The organism is Pseudomonas sp. URIL14HWK12:I5, from assembly GCF_900176445.1.
GTDB lineage: Bacteria > Pseudomonadota > Gammaproteobacteria > Pseudomonadales > Pseudomonadaceae > Aquipseudomonas > Aquipseudomonas monteilii.
On sequence record NZ_FWXQ01000010.1, the window covers coordinates 212,471 to 226,383 of the forward strand.

At 62.0% G+C, this 13,913-nt stretch carries 17 protein-coding genes; 15 read left to right on the top strand and 2 right to left on the bottom strand.

What is annotated here, in order from left to right:
• Positions 1-2 precede the first annotated feature (2 nt).
• Positions 3-794 carry a 2-(1,2-epoxy-1,2-dihydrophenyl)acetyl-CoA isomerase PaaG gene (gene paaG / locus B9A31_RS22275; protein WP_025754114.1) on the bottom strand — a complete coding sequence of 264 codons (792 nt, stop codon included), beginning with the start codon at positions 792-794 and terminating at the stop codon, positions 3-5.
• A 33-nt stretch (positions 795-827) separates the two neighbouring features.
• Positions 828-1,601, bottom strand: a complete 774-nt coding sequence (gene paaF, locus B9A31_RS22280; RefSeq protein ID WP_025754113.1) for a 2,3-dehydroadipyl-CoA hydratase PaaF — start codon at positions 1,599-1,601, stop codon at positions 828-830.
• Positions 1,602-1,949: 348 nt separating this feature from the next.
• On the opposite strand from paaF, the gene paaY reads away from it, so the two are divergent.
• The 15 genes from paaY (at position 1,950) to B9A31_RS22355 (ending at position 13,911) form a co-directional block, all read left to right on the top strand.
• Entirely contained in the window at positions 1,950-2,549 is a 600-nt protein-coding gene (paaY, locus tag B9A31_RS22285; RefSeq protein ID WP_019097394.1) for a phenylacetic acid degradation protein PaaY, read from the top strand.
• Between the two features lie 77 nt (positions 2,550-2,626).
• Positions 2,627-3,550, top strand: a complete 924-nt coding sequence (gene paaX / locus B9A31_RS22290) for a phenylacetic acid degradation operon negative regulatory protein PaaX (RefSeq protein ID WP_176431016.1) — start codon at positions 2,627-2,629, stop codon at positions 3,548-3,550.
• 217 nt (positions 3,551-3,767) lie between these two features.
• The gene (locus B9A31_RS22295; RefSeq protein ID WP_019097392.1) at positions 3,768-4,295 is read left to right on the top strand and encodes a DUF3455 domain-containing protein; all 528 of its coding nucleotides are present in this window, start codon (positions 3,768-3,770) and stop codon (positions 4,293-4,295) included.
• Positions 4,296-4,398: 103 nt separating this feature from the next.
• Positions 4,399-4,947 (top strand): sigma-70 family RNA polymerase sigma factor, encoded by a 549-nt coding sequence (locus B9A31_RS22300; protein ID WP_019097391.1) that lies wholly within the window; start codon positions 4,399-4,401, stop codon positions 4,945-4,947.
• On the top strand, positions 4,944-5,642 hold the full coding sequence (locus B9A31_RS22305) for an anti-sigma factor (RefSeq protein ID WP_016715206.1): 699 nt from the start codon (positions 4,944-4,946) through the stop codon (positions 5,640-5,642). The genes B9A31_RS22300 and B9A31_RS22305 overlap by 4 nt, the downstream gene beginning before the upstream one ends.
• Positions 5,643-5,991: 349 nt before the next feature.
• The gene (locus tag B9A31_RS22310) at positions 5,992-6,669 is read left to right on the top strand and encodes a thermostable hemolysin (protein WP_019097390.1); all 678 of its coding nucleotides are present in this window, start codon (positions 5,992-5,994) and stop codon (positions 6,667-6,669) included.
• Entirely contained in the window at positions 6,659-8,122 is a 1,464-nt protein-coding gene (locus tag B9A31_RS22315; protein ID WP_084297379.1) for an AMP-binding protein, read from the top strand. Before B9A31_RS22310 ends, B9A31_RS22315 begins: the two co-directional genes overlap by 11 nt.
• Before the next feature lie 8 nt (positions 8,123-8,130).
• On the top strand, positions 8,131-8,811 hold the full coding sequence (locus tag B9A31_RS22320; RefSeq protein ID WP_019097387.1) for a TenA family transcriptional regulator: 681 nt from the start codon (positions 8,131-8,133) through the stop codon (positions 8,809-8,811).
• Positions 8,798-9,604: an SDR family oxidoreductase gene (locus B9A31_RS22325; protein WP_019097386.1), complete on the top strand. Its 807-nt coding sequence runs from the start codon at positions 8,798-8,800 to the stop codon at positions 9,602-9,604. Before B9A31_RS22320 ends, B9A31_RS22325 begins: the two co-directional genes overlap by 14 nt.
• On the top strand, positions 9,601-10,242 hold the full coding sequence (locus B9A31_RS22330; RefSeq protein ID WP_019097385.1) for a tetratricopeptide repeat protein: 642 nt from the start codon (positions 9,601-9,603) through the stop codon (positions 10,240-10,242). The genes B9A31_RS22325 and B9A31_RS22330 overlap by 4 nt, the downstream gene beginning before the upstream one ends.
• Before the next feature lie 2 nt (positions 10,243-10,244).
• The gene (locus B9A31_RS22335; RefSeq protein ID WP_019097384.1) at positions 10,245-10,907 is read left to right on the top strand and encodes a response regulator; all 663 of its coding nucleotides are present in this window, start codon (positions 10,245-10,247) and stop codon (positions 10,905-10,907) included.
• Positions 10,904-12,268 carry a sensor histidine kinase gene (locus B9A31_RS22340; RefSeq protein ID WP_026020364.1) on the top strand — a complete coding sequence of 455 codons (1,365 nt, stop codon included), beginning with the start codon at positions 10,904-10,906 and terminating at the stop codon, positions 12,266-12,268. Before B9A31_RS22335 ends, B9A31_RS22340 begins: the two co-directional genes overlap by 4 nt.
• A gap of 265 nt (positions 12,269-12,533) precedes the next feature.
• Positions 12,534-13,070 carry a chalcone isomerase family protein gene (locus B9A31_RS22345; RefSeq protein WP_025754108.1) on the top strand — a complete coding sequence of 179 codons (537 nt, stop codon included), beginning with the start codon at positions 12,534-12,536 and terminating at the stop codon, positions 13,068-13,070.
• Between the two features lie 2 nt (positions 13,071-13,072).
• The gene (locus tag B9A31_RS22350) at positions 13,073-13,609 is read left to right on the top strand and encodes a DUF3833 domain-containing protein (RefSeq protein ID WP_024717789.1); all 537 of its coding nucleotides are present in this window, start codon (positions 13,073-13,075) and stop codon (positions 13,607-13,609) included.
• Complete coding sequence (locus B9A31_RS22355; protein ID WP_019097380.1) at positions 13,606-13,911, top strand: DUF6482 family protein; 306 nt, start codon at positions 13,606-13,608, stop codon at positions 13,909-13,911. Before B9A31_RS22350 ends, B9A31_RS22355 begins: the two co-directional genes overlap by 4 nt.
• Positions 13,912-13,913 lie beyond the last annotated feature (2 nt).

Sequence of the window (13,913 nt, forward strand, 5' to 3'; positions counted from 1 at the left end):
GGTCAGCACCCCTTGAAATCTGGCGTGCGCTTGTTCATGAAGGCGCTCACGCCTTCGCGGTAGTCCTCGCTGCGCCCTGCCAGGCGCTGCAGATCGCGTTCCAGCTCCAGCTGCTCATCGAACCCATTGTCGAAGCTGGCATTGAGGCCGCGCTTGATCAGGGCCAGACCGTAAGTGGGCTGGGTGGCAAGCTGGCGGGCCAGGGTGAGGGCCTCGTCACGCAGCGCGGCATCGTCCACTACGCGATGGATCAGTCCCCACTGCTGGGCCTGCTCCGCGCCAAGGCGCTCGCCCAGCATCGCCAGGGCCTTGGCCCTTGCCATGCCGACCAGGCGCGGCAGTAGCCAGGTACCACCCGAGTCCGGCACCAGGCCGATCTTGCAGAACGCCTGAATGAAGCTTGCAGAGCGGGCAGCCAGTACCAGGTCGCAGGCCAGCGGTATGTTGGCACCGGCGCCAGCAGCCACGCCGTTGACCGCACAGATCACCGGCAGCGGCAGGTCGCGCAGTGTGCGCACCAGCGGGTTGTAAAACCTGTCGATGGACTCGCCAAGGTCTGGCATTTCGGCACCTGGGGCAACGTTGCGGTCGGACAGGTCCTGGCCGGCGCAGAAGCCACGACCTTCGCCGGTCAGCAGAAGCACCCGCGCGTCACTGCTCTGGCGTACTTGCTTGAGTGCCTCGCGCACTTCCAGGTGCATGGCGGTATTGAAGCTGTTCAGTTGCTCGGGGCGGTTAAGCGAGAGGAGGGCGACGCCGTCCTCGATGGAAAACAGGATGTGCTGGAAAGTCATGACAGACTCGCTCCATCAGTCGAGGGAAAATGGTCAGCGGCCCTGGAAGCGGGCCTGGCGCTTTTCCTGGAATGCCCGGATGCCTTCATCGCGGTCGGCGGTACCGGCAAGCAGGGTGAACGCATGCCGTTCGAAACGCAGGCCGCTGGCCAGGTCGGTGTCGCCGGCTTTCAGTAACGCTTCCTTGCCCAGGCGCACAGCCAGGGGCGCCTTGGCGGCAATGCTGCGGGCAACCTGCAGGGCGCGTTCCACGGTGAGTTCGGGTTGAGTGGTTTCGCTGACCAGGCCGGCCTGCAGGGCGTGGCGGGCGGTGATCGCTTCACCTGTCAACACCATCTGCATGGCCAACGGCTTGCCGACGGCGCGCAACAGGCGCTGGGTGCCGCCGGCGCCGGGGATGATGCCGAGGTTGATTTCCGGCTGACCGAAACGGGCGTCGGTACCGGCAATGACGATGTCGGCACACATCACCAGCTCGCAACCACCACCCAGTGCGTAGCCGTTCACGGCGGCAATCAGCGGCTTGGCGAATGCAGCGATCGCTTGCCAATGGGCTACACGAGGGTCGCTGAGAATCCCGACCAGATCGCGCTCGGCCATCTCACGGATGTCGGCACCTGCGGCAAATGCCTTGGGGCTGCCGGTAATCACTACGGCGCGTATCTGCTCGTCGCCCTCGGCAAGCTTCAAGGCCGCAGCCAGCTCTGCCAGTAGCTCGGTACACAAGGCATTCAGGGCCTCAGGCCGTTGCAAGGTGATGAGCTGAACGCCAAGTTCGGGCGCCTGCACATCGAGATATCGCGGCATCTCGGGTTCCTCTGGCTACACGCACGGCACATCGTGGCGCCGGCATTTCTTGGAATTGTTTTTTGTAAGGCGTGATGCAGGATCACGACCAAGTGCAGCCAGTATATGCACCATGCGATACCGTTATGCAACGTATAAAATGTTTCGTGTATCTCTTCACTTGCTTATAAACCTCAAAAACAGGCATCGATGACATTTCGATAAAACGGTTCACCAAGCCATTATTCAGTGGTATTGCCTGGATCCTTCCCGATTTTCCACTCACCTCAGAAGCGATACACGATTGACGGCCAAGCTACTTATGATACAAGCTCTAACCGCATTTCAAATCATTTCAGGAGTTTTGCCATGCCTTGTTATCGACTGGACGGCGTGACGCCCGTGGTGCATCCATCAGCCTACGTACACCCCAGTGCAGTGCTGATCGGCGATGTCATCGTCGGCCCTGGTTGCTACATAGGCCCATTGGCATCGCTGCGGGGTGATTTCGGCCGTATCGTGCTGGAGGAGGGTGCCAACCTGCAGGACACCTGCGTAATGCACGGTTTTCCGGGCGGCGATACCGTGGTAGAACGCAACGGGCATATCGGACATGGCGCCGTGTTGCACGGGTGCCGAGTGGGCGAGGACGCCTTGATCGGGATGAATGCGGTGGTGATGGATGGTGCCCATATCGCACCACGCTGCATCGTAGCGGCTGCCAGCTTCGTCAAAGCCGGCTTCGAGTGCGAAGCTCAAAGCCTTGTAATGGGCTCGCCAGCCCAGATGAAACGGCGCCTGAGCGAGCAGGAGCTGGCCTGGAAGCAGCGCGGCACTGGGCAATACCAGCAGTTGGCGCAGCGCTGCATGAACACCATGGTCGAATGCTCGCCACTGGCCGAGGTTGAAGCGGGGCGGCTGCGTATGGAAGACACAGGCATCAGGCCCAAAGGCCAGGCGACAGCATGAGCCTGCTTGCGTCACGCAATGGCCAGGCGGCCCGCCGCACAGGTATAGTCGGTGCTTTATCCGCGCACAGTTCGCCCATGAGCAATCTTGCCCCACTGAACAACTTGATCACTCGCTTCCAGGAGCAGACGCCGATCCGCGCCAGCTCCCTGATCATCACCTTGTACGGCGATGCCATCGAGCCCCACGGAGGTACCGTTTGGCTAGGTAGCCTGATCAACCTGCTGGAGCCAATCGGCATCAATGAACGGCTGATTCGCACATCGATCTTTCGCCTGACCAAAGAAGGCTGGCTCACGGCTGAAAAGGTTGGCAGGCGCAGTTACTACAGCCTGACGGGCACGGGCCGAAGGCGCTTCGAGAAAGCCTTCAAACGCGTCTACAGCCCAAGCCAACCCGCTTGGGACGGGGCGTGGACGCTGGTGCTGCTGTCGCAACTGGAGGCAGGGAAACGCAAGGCCTTGCGTGAAGAGCTGGAGTGGCAGGGGTTTGGTGTAATGGCGCCGAACCTGTTGGGTTGCCCGCGGGCAGACCGTGCAGACCTGGCTGCCACGTTGCGCGAACTTGAAGCCAGCGACGACAGCATCGTCTTTGAAACCCACACACAGGAAGTACTTGCGTCAAAAGCCATGCGCGCCCAGGTGCGGGAGAGCTGGCGTATCGACGAGCTGGGACAGCAGTACAGCGAGTTCATCCAGCTGTTCAGACCGCTGTGGCAGGGGCTGAAAGAGCAGACGGTGCTTGATGCGCAAGATTGCTTCCTGGCACGCACGCTGCTGATTCACGAGTACCGCCGCTTGCTGTTACGCGACCCGCAACTGCCAGAGGAGTTACTGCCAGGGGACTGGGAGGGAAGGGCCGCACGACAGCTGTGCCGTAACCTCTATCGGTTGGTGTTTGCCAGGGCAGAGGAATGGCTGAACGCAGCACTGGAGACGGCTGACGGTCCATTGCCCGATGTTAACGAGAGCTTCTACAAGCGGTTTGGTGGATTGGCGTAAGGGCAAAGAGTGGGCAGTTATCCGTCCTTTTATATAACTACGCTAAATGAATACAGATGAGATCACTCATCTGTATCCAGAGGGGTCGTTAGCTGTCGGTGCTGATGGGCGAAACCCGTTTTTTACCCATTCAGTGCATCCAGTCCGGCCGTTGGCGGGTATTGCTTATGGGCGGCCTGTGACTGCCCAGCCAAATGACCTGTCAGGAGCACTACCCATGAGCCTCAAACCCTCCGTCTGCCTGCTCGCCTGCTGCCTCGCCCTGGCGCTGCAACCCGCTCACGCCCAAACCGCGCTGCCAGATGCGGTCAAGGTCCCCGATGGTCATCGCGTCTTGCTCGAGACCGTCGGCGTCGGCGAGATCACCTACGAGTGCCGCGACAAGGCCAACACCCCTGGCCAGACCGAATGGACCTTCGTAGGCCCCAAGGCCGCGCTCAATGACCGTGCCGGCAGACAGGTGGGCGACTACTTCGGCCCACCCGCCACCTGGCAGGCCAAGGACGGATCAAAAGTCACCGGCACCCAGGTGGCGGTGGCACCTGCAGACAAGGGCGCTATACCTTATCAACTGGTCAAGGCCAACCTGGCCGAAGGCAAAGGCGCCATGCAGGGCGTCAGCTACATCCAGCGCCTGGCCACCCGCGGCGGCGTGGCGCCGGCAAGTGACTGTACGGCGCAGAACAAAGGTGCTAGGCAGGTCGTCATGTACCAGGCCGACTATGTGTTCTGGACAGCCAATTAAGACGCACTTGAGCAGACGCCTTGCAATCGTTCATCTATGCTCGTTGGCAAGCCCCCGGCTGGATGGCCGGGGTACCTTGCATGACACAAGGAAGCTGCACACGTTGAACTCGCCTGTCGCCCCCTTCGACTTCCACCGCTGCCTGGAGGCCTGCGCACAGGGTGACCGGCGTGCCCTGCAGGCGCTTTACGACCACGAAGGCGCGCGCCTGCTGGGCGTTGCCCGGCGCATCGCGCGTGACGACGCCAGCGCAGAAGACATCGTCCACGATGCCTTTATCCGTATCTGGACCCGCTCCGCCAGCTTCGACCCCGCACGCGGCTCTGCGCGCGGCTGGATCTACAGCATCACCCGACACCTGGCACTGAATTCGATCCGCGATTCACGCCGTGAAACCGTGCTGGACGAAGCCGATATGGATACGACGCCCACATTGCACGGGGGATTCGATGACGTTGACCTCTGGTCAGGGTCGGCGAAGATCTACCGTTGCCTTGAAAAACTGCAGCCTGCACCACAGCGTTGCATCCTGCACGCTTATGTGGACGGCTGCAGCCACGCCGAAATCGCCGGGCTGCTGGGAGCGCCATTGGGCACCGTCAAAGCCTGGATCAAGCGCAGCCTCAAGGCATTGCGGGAATGCCTGGAATGAAGCCGGATACTGCCGAGGAACTGGACAGCCTCGCCGGCGAGTTCGTGCTGGGAACCCTGTCGCCACAGCAACACGCCACAGTGGCCGAGCGTCTAGTCAACGACACGGCTTTGCGCGCCGCAGTGAATGCCTGGGAAGCACGTTTGCTGGAGCTGACCGCGCTGGCGGCGCCGCAACCTCCAAGCGCACGCCTGTGGGGCCGCATCCAGCGCAGCCTGAATGAAATGGCCGCACCTGCCACACAACAGCAAGTTAAATGGTGGCGACGCCTCGGCCTGTGGCATGGGCTGAGTGCTGCGGGGCTGGCTGCAAGCGCGGTCCTGGCGTTTACATTGCTTACTGCGCCCCCGCCGACCACCCAATTCGTGGTGGTATTGGTGGCGCCGAACAGCCAAACTGCCGGCTGGGTGGTGCAGACCAGCGATAGCCGCATGATAGAGCTGATCCCGCTTGGCCAGGATGCTGTCCCCGAAGGCATGGCCCTTCAGTTCTGGACCAAGGGCGAACAATGGCAAGCACCGGTTTCACTGGGCCTAGTCAAACCCGGGGAGCCCTATCGTGTTCCGCTACAGAGCCTGCCACCGCTAGAGGCCAACCAATTGTTCGAACTGACACTGGAGAAATCTGGCGGTTCGCCTACCGGGCTGCCTACTGGCCCAGTGAAGTTCATTGGCCGCGCGGTAAAAGTGATCTGACCAAAGGTCTGCAACCACTGACCGCTATGGGTCGATAGCAGCCTTTGGCGATAGCTCCCAAGCAGGGGAATTTTGCTCCCCGTCGAATACGCATTCTTGCCCAGGCGCATTCGCGTATAAGCCTGTTTATGCGCTATCGACGTCTGGACCTCAACATTCGGAGCGTTCCGACTGATTATAAAGCAGCAATGCTGACCCCATTGTGACCAAGGAAAGGCCGCTCTTATCGCGCTGACTGCTGTCTCCAACGATCAGCACGCGCCCTGCGACCAAGGTCGAATCGGTGACTTCAGATTCCCTTCAGATTGACCACTGATACTCCCCCCATCAAGCCAACGGGGGGAGTTTCATGACCCAGTCTCAGTGGAGCGGCCTGCTCCCATTGCCTATCGGCAGCCACGTCGACCATCAGGCCCACTTGTCGCTGCATCTGCACAAGGACCCTGGCCGCGATGAGCTGGAGCACTTCATTCATCAGTGTTTTGCCAGCGTGCACCACGCTGATGTGCAGCATTACCTGCCAGAACTGCTGGCGCTGCATGACAGCCATGGTCGGCTGATTGCTGCCGCAGGCTTGCGCCCGGCCAGCAGCGGGCCGCTGTTTCTCGAACACTACCTGGATGAGCCGCTGGAAGCTGCAGTTTCACGCGTAGCGGGCTACCCCATTGAGCGTGAGTGCATGGTCGAAGTCGGCAACCTGGCCTCGCTCAGTGCCGGTAGCGCGCGAATCATGATCATAGCGGTGACCTGGCTATTGGCTACACGGGGCCTGAAGTGGGTGGCATTCACCGGCGCGACGACACTGATCAACAGCTTCCAGCGCCTGGGGTTGGTGCCATCGGTACTGGCGGCGGCCGACCCGGCTCGGCTGAATGGGCAGGTGGACCAATGGGGTACCTACTACGCTCAGCATCCGCAAGTCTTTGCCGGCAGCATTGGTCATGGCTTCGATGCCTTGAGCAAGGCTGGGGTGTTCCAGCGCCTAGGGTTGCCAACCGCCTTCCAGGAGACTGGTCATGCCGCATGAACTGGCGCGCTTCCATCAACTGCTGGTCACGTTTTCCCGCGATCACGGTGACGCCATTGCCGTGCAAGGGGCGACTGAGCGCTTCACCTACAGGCAGCTACTGGCAGAGGTGGGGTTGCGCACCCACGGCTTGCGTACGTGTTCGCCAGGCCCTCTGGTACTGGCGCTGGATAGCAGCCCGCAGTTGGTGTTCTGGGATTTGGCGGCGCTGTTTGCCGAGCGTCCTTGTGTAATCGTGCCGTCGTTCTTCAGTGTTGCCCAGTTCAGCCATTGCATCGAGCAGAGTGGCGCCAGCCATGTGCTGTGCGACCCGCAATGGCACGGTACGCTCGCCGAACTGGGGTTCGTTCAGCAGGACGTGTTCTGGGTTCGCGAGGCAGAGCCCGCTGCAGCGCTGCCTGAAGGTACCGCCAAGATCACCTACACCTCCGGCAGCACGGGCAAGCCCAAAGGCGTGTGCCTTTCTGCAGCGGCCCTGTTGCGTGTCGCCCGGGAACTGGAGGTGGCCAGCCGGCCCAGTGAACCTCAGCGTTACTTGGCGGTGCTGCCGCTGGGCGTGCTGCTGGAAAACCTTGGTGTCTACGCCGCATTGATGGCCGGGGCGAGTGTGCTGCTTTACCCCCAGGCGCAACTGGGCATGGGCGGTGCAAGCCAGGTCGATTTCAAGCGCTTGCTGGGGGCCATCGCCCTGAGCGGCGCGCAGAGCCTGATTCTGGTGCCGCAGCTGTTGATGGGGCTGATCACTGCTATCGAGCGTGGGCTGATGCGGGTGGGGGCGCTACGGTTCGTTGCGGTCGGCGGTGCCCGTGTGGCACCCAGCTTGCTGGCCCGCGCCGAAGCGATCGGCCTGCCGGTGTTCGAGGGCTATGGCTTGTCTGAGTGCGCTTCAGTGGTGGCCTTGAACCGGCCGGGCGCAACCCGCCGCGGCAGTGTCGGCAAGCCGCTGCCCCATGTGCAGGTGCGGATCGCCGAGGACGGGGAGGTATTGGTGGCGGGCTCGGTGCTGCTCGGCTATCTGGAGGAACCACCCGTCTGCGATATCTGGTGGGCCACCGGCGACCTAGGCCATTTCGACGAGGAGGGCTACCTGTACCTCGATGGTCGCAAGAAACACCAGTTCATCACCAGCTTCGGGCGCAACGTCAACCCGGAATGGGTGGAGGCCGAACTGACCCAGAGCGGCGTGATCGCCCAGGCGTTCGTACATGGCGAGGCCCTGCCAAAGAACCTGGCATTGCTCTGGCCGCTGGACCCCGCTACCCCCGACACCCTCATCGACCAGGCTGTGCAGCAGTGCAATGCCTTGCTGCCGGACTACGCCAGGGTCCATGCCTGGCGTCGCCTGCCGTGCCCCCTGTCCAGTACCGAAGACACACTGACCGCCAATGGCCGCCCGCGCCGCGAGGCCATCCTGCGGCGTTACCACTCCCTGTTATCCGACATCCCTTTGTGAGGTCTGCCATGTCCTTTTTCGATACCCTGCAAATGCAAACCACCCAGGAGCGTCAGGCCCTATTTGCCGTGCCGGTTATACGCGATGCGCTGGCGGGGCACGTCAGCATCGACAGCTATGTGGCCTTCCTGACTCAGGCATACCACCATGTACGCCATACCGTGCCGCTGATGATGGCGTGCGGGGCGCGCCTGCCTTCGCGCCTGGAATGGCTGCGCGGCGCCGTGTGTGAATACATCGAGGAGGAGTACGGCCACGAGCAGTGGATCCTCAATGACATCAATGCCTGTGGTGCCGATTGGGAGGCGGTGCGTGACGGTCGCCCGGCGCTGCCGATCGAGCTGATGGTCGCTTACCTTTACGACTTGATTGCCCGTGGCAACCCGGTCGGGCTGTTTGGCATGGTCAATGTGCTCGAAGGCACCAGCATTGCCCTGGCCACCCAGGCCGCCGGCACAATCCAGCGCACGCTGGCGTTGCCCGACAGGGCCTTCAGCTACCTCAGCTCCCATGGCGCGCTGGACCAAGACCACATGGTCACCTACCGGCAGTTGATGGACCGCCTTGATGATGCTGACGACCAGCGGGCTGTGATCCATGCGGCCAAAGTGGTTTACCGGCTGTATACCGACATGTTCCAGGGGCTGCCGCGTGCGGGCCTGCAAGAGGTGCGTCATGCGCTTGTCTGAGTGTGTAGTCATACTCACCGGCGCCAGCGGAGGCATCGGCCTGGAGCTGGCCGAACAGTTGTGTGCAGCCGGTGCCCGGGTACTGGCGGTGAGCCGGCAGATGGGCAAGCTCGCCGGTTTGATGAACCGTTATCACGACAGGCTGCTCTGGCAGTCGGCCGATCTGCGCAGCCATGAGGGGCGTGAGCAGGTGCTTGCCCGTGCCCGGGAGATGGGCGGGGTCAACGTCCTGATCAATGCCGCGGGCGTGAACCGTTTTGCCCTGTTCGACCAGGTCGACGAGCTGGCGCTGAACGAGTTGCTGGACATTAACCTCAAAGCCGCCCTGCAACTGACGCGTGTGTGTCTGCCGCTGCTGCGCGCACAACCCAGAGCACTGGTGGTCAACGTCGGCTCCACCTACGGCTCGATCGGCTACCCCGGCTATGCCACCTACTGCGCCAGCAAGTTCGCCCTACGCGGCTTCTCGGAGGCGCTGCGCCGCGAGCTGGCCGATACCTCGATTAATGTCATGTACGCCGCACCCCGGGCGACCCGCACCGCAATGAACAGCAGCGCTGCCACGGCGCTCAACGAGGCGCTGAAGGTTGGCATGGACGACCCGGCAGACGTGGCCCGTGCTGTGCTCAAGGCCGTGCAGTCAGAACGCAGCGAGCTTTACCTGGGCTGGCCAGAAAAGCTCTTCGTGCGCATCAACGGCATGTTGCCCGGCGTGGTCGACCGTGCACTGCGCAAGCAATTGCCGTTGATCCGTCGTTACCTCGCTAGCCATTCCAAGGAGTCGATCAAATGAAACGTCTGTTCATCGCTAGCCTGCTTGCGTTCGCACCGCTCACCTGGGCGCTGGACCAGGCCGGCAGCCAACAATTGGCTAACTTGCAGCAGCGCTGGGCGCAGATCCAGTACCAGACGCCTAAAGACAAACGCGCCGATGCGTTCGAGAAACTCGCAGCTGATGCTTCTACGCTGGTCCATCAGCACCCGGGCTCGGCCGAACCCCTGATCTGGGAGGGCATCATCAACAGCAGTTGGGCGGGTGCCACAGGCGGCCTGGGGGCGCTGGGTAAGGTCAAGTCGGCCAAGGCGAGCCTGGAACAGGCGATGGAAATGGACCCCACCGCCTTGCAAGGGTCCGCTTACACCAGCCTGGGGACCTTGTACGACCAGGTACCCGGCTGGCCCATCGGTTTTGGGGACAGCGACAAAGCTGACGCCTTGTTGCGCAAGGCGTTGCAAATAAACCCCAATGGTATCGACAGCAATTACTTCTGGGCCGATCATCTCTTCCGGCAGAAACGCTACGCTGAAGCCACCGCTGCCCTGGAAAAAGCACGCCAGGCGCCGCCACGGCCAGGCCGCGAACTGGCCGATCAGGGCCGGCGTGGCGATATCGATGCTTTACTCAAGGCCATCAAGGACAAACAGGACTGAACATGCGGCTGCTGCTGGTTGAGGATGATACCGCCTTGGGCGAGGGGATCTGCGACGGGTTGCGCCAAGAGGGCTACACCCTCGACTGGCTGCGCGATGGCCTGAGCGGGCTACATGCCCTGCAACACGAAGTATTCGACCTGGTGATCCTCGACCTCGGGCTGCCGCGGTTGGACGGCATCGAGCTGCTGCGACGGGTGAGGGCAGGGGGCAACAGCTTGCCGGTACTGATCCTCACCGCGCGTGATGCGACCGAGGACCGTATCTCTGGCCTGGATGCCGGTGCCGACGACTACCTGGTCAAACCTTTCGACCTCAATGAGCTCAAGGCCCGCCTGCGCGCCTTGCTCAGGCGCAGCGCCGGGCGGGCCAAGGTGGTGATCGAGCACGCCGGTGTAAGCCTGGACCCTGCTACCCAGCAGGTGTGCTACAACGGCGTGCCTGTGATACTGACGCCCAAGGAGTATCGCCTGCTGCACGAATTGCTGGCGCAACCGGGCAAGGTGTTCACCCGTGAGCGGTTGACCCAGCTGCTGTATGGCTGGGACGAGGAGCCTGAGAGCAACACGCTGGAGGTGAACATCTATCACTTGCGCAAGAAACTGTTCAACGGCCTGATCCGCACGGTGCGCGGTATCGGTTATCTGGTCGAGGCCAAGCTGTGAGCTCGTTGCGCCAGCGCACATTGTGGCGGGTGATGGCGCTGATGCTGCTCGGCACCGGCTTGTTGGCGTTGTACAACTATCACGACAGCCGACGCGAGATCAATGAAGTCTACGATGCTCACATGGCTCAGAATGCCCGGCTGTTGCAGGGGGTGATGAACCTGCCGGTGCAGGATGGCAACCGCGAAAAGCTGTATCAGGCATTTAACGAGGCGCTGGGCAAGGCCGGGCGCCACCGCGTGGGCCACCCCTATGAGAGCAAGCTGGCATTCCAGGTGTGGGGTGAGGGAGCACGGTTGCTGGTGCACACCCCCAGTGCACCGACGCTCGACGCACCGCCTGCGGCGGCGGGCTTCTACGATTTTGACAGTGGTGGCGAACAGTGGCGCGGCTTTGTATTACCGGTGCCCGAAAAACAGTGGGTAATCTGGGTGGGTGAGCGCGACGATGTGCGTTACGACCTGATCGACCGCATCGTACGCCATACCCTTTTCCCGTTCCTGCTCGGCAGCCTGGGCCTGGCGCTGTTGGTCTGGGCGGCCATCGGCTGGGGGTTGCGCCCGTTGCAGAACATGGCCGATGTGATTCGTGGGCGCCATGCCGACTCCCTCGAACCCCTGCAACTGGTGCCGTTGCCGACCGAGCTTGAGCCTATGCAAGCCGCCATCAACCGCCTGCTGGCGCAGATCGATGATCTGCTGCGGCGTGAGCATCGCTTCATTGCCGACGCCGCCCATGAGATGCGCACACCGCTGGCGATCCTGCGTCTGCATGCGCAGAACGCACAGGCCGCCAGTACCGATGCCGAGCGCCAGAAAGCCCTGGGTTTTCTGATTGGCGGCGTGGACCGGCTGACCCGGGTGGTCAACCAGTTGCTGACCCTCGCCCGGGTCGAGCCGCGCCTTGGCCAGCGCGCCACCACCCGTGTCGACCTGGGCGAAGTGGTCACCGATGTGCTGGTGGATCTCACCCCCTGGATACTGGATCGCGGCCTTGAGCCCTCGCTGGATCTCAGCGAAGGTGACCATGGCCTGATGATCGATGCCGGAGCGTTGGGCATCGCCTTGCAGAACCTGGTTTCCAATGCGGTGGAGCATTCACCGCCTGGCGGGCGCATCACTGTATCACTGAGGCGCCTGGCCAATCGCTTCGAACTGGTTGTCGAAGATGAAGGCCCAGGTATAGACGATGCGAATCTTGTGCGGGTATTCGAGCGTTTCTATAGCCGCAATAGCCCCAATGGCGCAGGGCTGGGGTTATCCATCGTGGCCACTATTGTCGATCGGCTGGGGGGCCAGGTGCGCTTGGAAAACAGGGCCAATGGTGGACTTGCTGCCATCGTGTCGCTTCCCTTGCAGTGAACTGCCCGATACTGCCTCAAAGCCCTCTAGAAGGTGCTGCTCAGCAGCCAACCGAGCACGCCGCAGCTCAGGACAGCCAACCCTTCAGGCCACTTCCAGAACATCAGGGCCATCAAGGCGACGAGCTCGAAGGGCTTCGCGCGCATTTCGAGCAGGATGGCCGCTACGCCCTGCTGTTCCTGTCGTATTAAAATCTATGCAAGGCAATTAAATATCTGTACACAGTGCTATTATTGTACAGTATTTGGGCGTGCTGGAGGTCAGTATGGCGCACCGTGCTCGTTGGACCTTCCTTTGTCTGCTACTGGCTGCCTTTTCGGCGGTGGCGGGCTGGCGAGCGGAGCTGCCTGGGGCGCAACGGCTGGGGGGCGGTGAGTTCACTTGGTTTGGCCTGCGTCTTTACACAGCCCAATTATGGACAACAGGGCCAGTTCATGACTGGAACCAGCCTTTCGCCCTTGAGCTCCTCTACCACCGATCGCTGTCCAGGGAAACCTTGGTACAGGCCAGCCTCAAGGAAATGCACCGTCTCAACGCCCGCAGTATAACGCCGCACCAACACACGGCGTGGGCCCATGCGATTGAACAGGCATTCGTGGACGTACGCCCCGGCATGCGCATTACTGGCTTGTACCTGCCGGGGCAGGGCTGCCGCTTTTACGTCGACGGTAAACTCAGCCGCGAAATCGCCGACCCGACCTTTGCCAGGGCGTTCTTTGCCATCTGGCTCGACCCCCGAGCCAGGGATACACAGCTGCGTCAGCGCCTGCTTGGGCTGGCTGGCAACGATCGAGGAACATGAACATGTACAAAGTACTGTTGCTGGTTTCCTGCCTGCTTCTGGGCAGCTGTGGCAATGTCGGTGTCGAGCACTATGCCCAGGAGCAGCCGAAATTGGACCTGGCTGCATTTTTTTCGCGACCGGTGCAGGCTTGGGGGATGTTCCAGAAGCGTTCAGGGGAAGTGGTCAAGCGCTTCCACGTGCGTATCGACAGCCGCCGCGAAGGTGAGCGGTTGATCCTCGACGAACATTTTCTGTACAGCGATGGCACTCGCCAGCAGCGTACCTGGACACTGGTGCCGGACGGCCCTGGCCGCTGGCGCGGTACCGCGGGGGACGTGATCGGCGAAGCGCGCGGCGAAGTCGCGGGTAACGCGCTGCGATGGCGTTACCAGCTGGACCTGCCGGTTGACGGGCGGCACTGGCAGGTAGACCTGGACGACTGGATGTACCTCATGGATGACGACACCCTGATCAACCGTTCGAGCATGAGTAAGCTGGGCGTTGAGATTGGCCAGATCACCCTGTTCTTCCGCCGCCTGCCAGAGGGCACACCATGAACCTGATCGCGCTTACCCAGCTGGTCTCGACCGGCGAAGCAAAGGAACTTGAACTGCTGTCGCTGGAGGGCGGCTTCTACCTCCTGCGCGCCTTGACCGACGCCGGCCCCGTGACATTGAGCGATGCCCATGGGCAGCCCGTTCGCGTGCGCTCCACTACCGAGCTGCGGCAGCTGTTGGCCGACCTGCCACCCGTGCCCTGCATGCTGGTACAGCAGGTGGTACATGATGAGATGTGCGGGCAACGTGACGGCCCCGTTGCGCCGCTGCGCGTGCCTGTAACGCTCACTAGTCAGTGGTAGCC

What these genes read in the sequence shown, in the direction of transcription:
- B9A31_RS22320 (WP_019097387.1), top strand. Translation starts at nt 8,131, where the DNA reads ATGTCCTTTTTCGATACCCTGCAAATGCAAACCACCCAGGAGCGTCAG.
- paaG (WP_025754114.1), bottom strand. Translation starts at nt 794, where the DNA reads ATGACTTTCCAGCACATCCTGTTTTCCATCGAGGACGGCGTCGCCCTC.
- B9A31_RS22310 (WP_019097390.1), top strand. Translation starts at nt 5,992, where the DNA reads ATGACCCAGTCTCAGTGGAGCGGCCTGCTCCCATTGCCTATCGGCAGC.
- paaY (WP_019097394.1), top strand. Translation starts at nt 1,950, where the DNA reads ATGCCTTGTTATCGACTGGACGGCGTGACGCCCGTGGTGCATCCATCA.
- B9A31_RS22295 (WP_019097392.1), top strand. Translation starts at nt 3,768, where the DNA reads ATGAGCCTCAAACCCTCCGTCTGCCTGCTCGCCTGCTGCCTCGCCCTG.
- B9A31_RS22305 (WP_016715206.1), top strand. Translation starts at nt 4,944, where the DNA reads ATGAAGCCGGATACTGCCGAGGAACTGGACAGCCTCGCCGGCGAGTTC.
- B9A31_RS22345 (WP_025754108.1), top strand. Translation starts at nt 12,534, where the DNA reads ATGGCGCACCGTGCTCGTTGGACCTTCCTTTGTCTGCTACTGGCTGCC.
- B9A31_RS22325 (WP_019097386.1), top strand. Translation starts at nt 8,798, where the DNA reads ATGCGCTTGTCTGAGTGTGTAGTCATACTCACCGGCGCCAGCGGAGGC.
- B9A31_RS22335 (WP_019097384.1), top strand. Translation starts at nt 10,245, where the DNA reads ATGCGGCTGCTGCTGGTTGAGGATGATACCGCCTTGGGCGAGGGGATC.
- paaF (WP_025754113.1), bottom strand. Translation starts at nt 1,601, where the DNA reads ATGCCGCGATATCTCGATGTGCAGGCGCCCGAACTTGGCGTTCAGCTC.
- B9A31_RS22355 (WP_019097380.1), top strand. Translation starts at nt 13,606, where the DNA reads ATGAACCTGATCGCGCTTACCCAGCTGGTCTCGACCGGCGAAGCAAAG.
- B9A31_RS22350 (WP_024717789.1), top strand. Translation starts at nt 13,073, where the DNA reads ATGTACAAAGTACTGTTGCTGGTTTCCTGCCTGCTTCTGGGCAGCTGT.
- paaX (WP_176431016.1), top strand. Translation starts at nt 2,627, where the DNA reads ATGAGCAATCTTGCCCCACTGAACAACTTGATCACTCGCTTCCAGGAG.
- B9A31_RS22315 (WP_084297379.1), top strand. Translation starts at nt 6,659, where the DNA reads ATGCCGCATGAACTGGCGCGCTTCCATCAACTGCTGGTCACGTTTTCC.
- B9A31_RS22330 (WP_019097385.1), top strand. Translation starts at nt 9,601, where the DNA reads ATGAAACGTCTGTTCATCGCTAGCCTGCTTGCGTTCGCACCGCTCACC.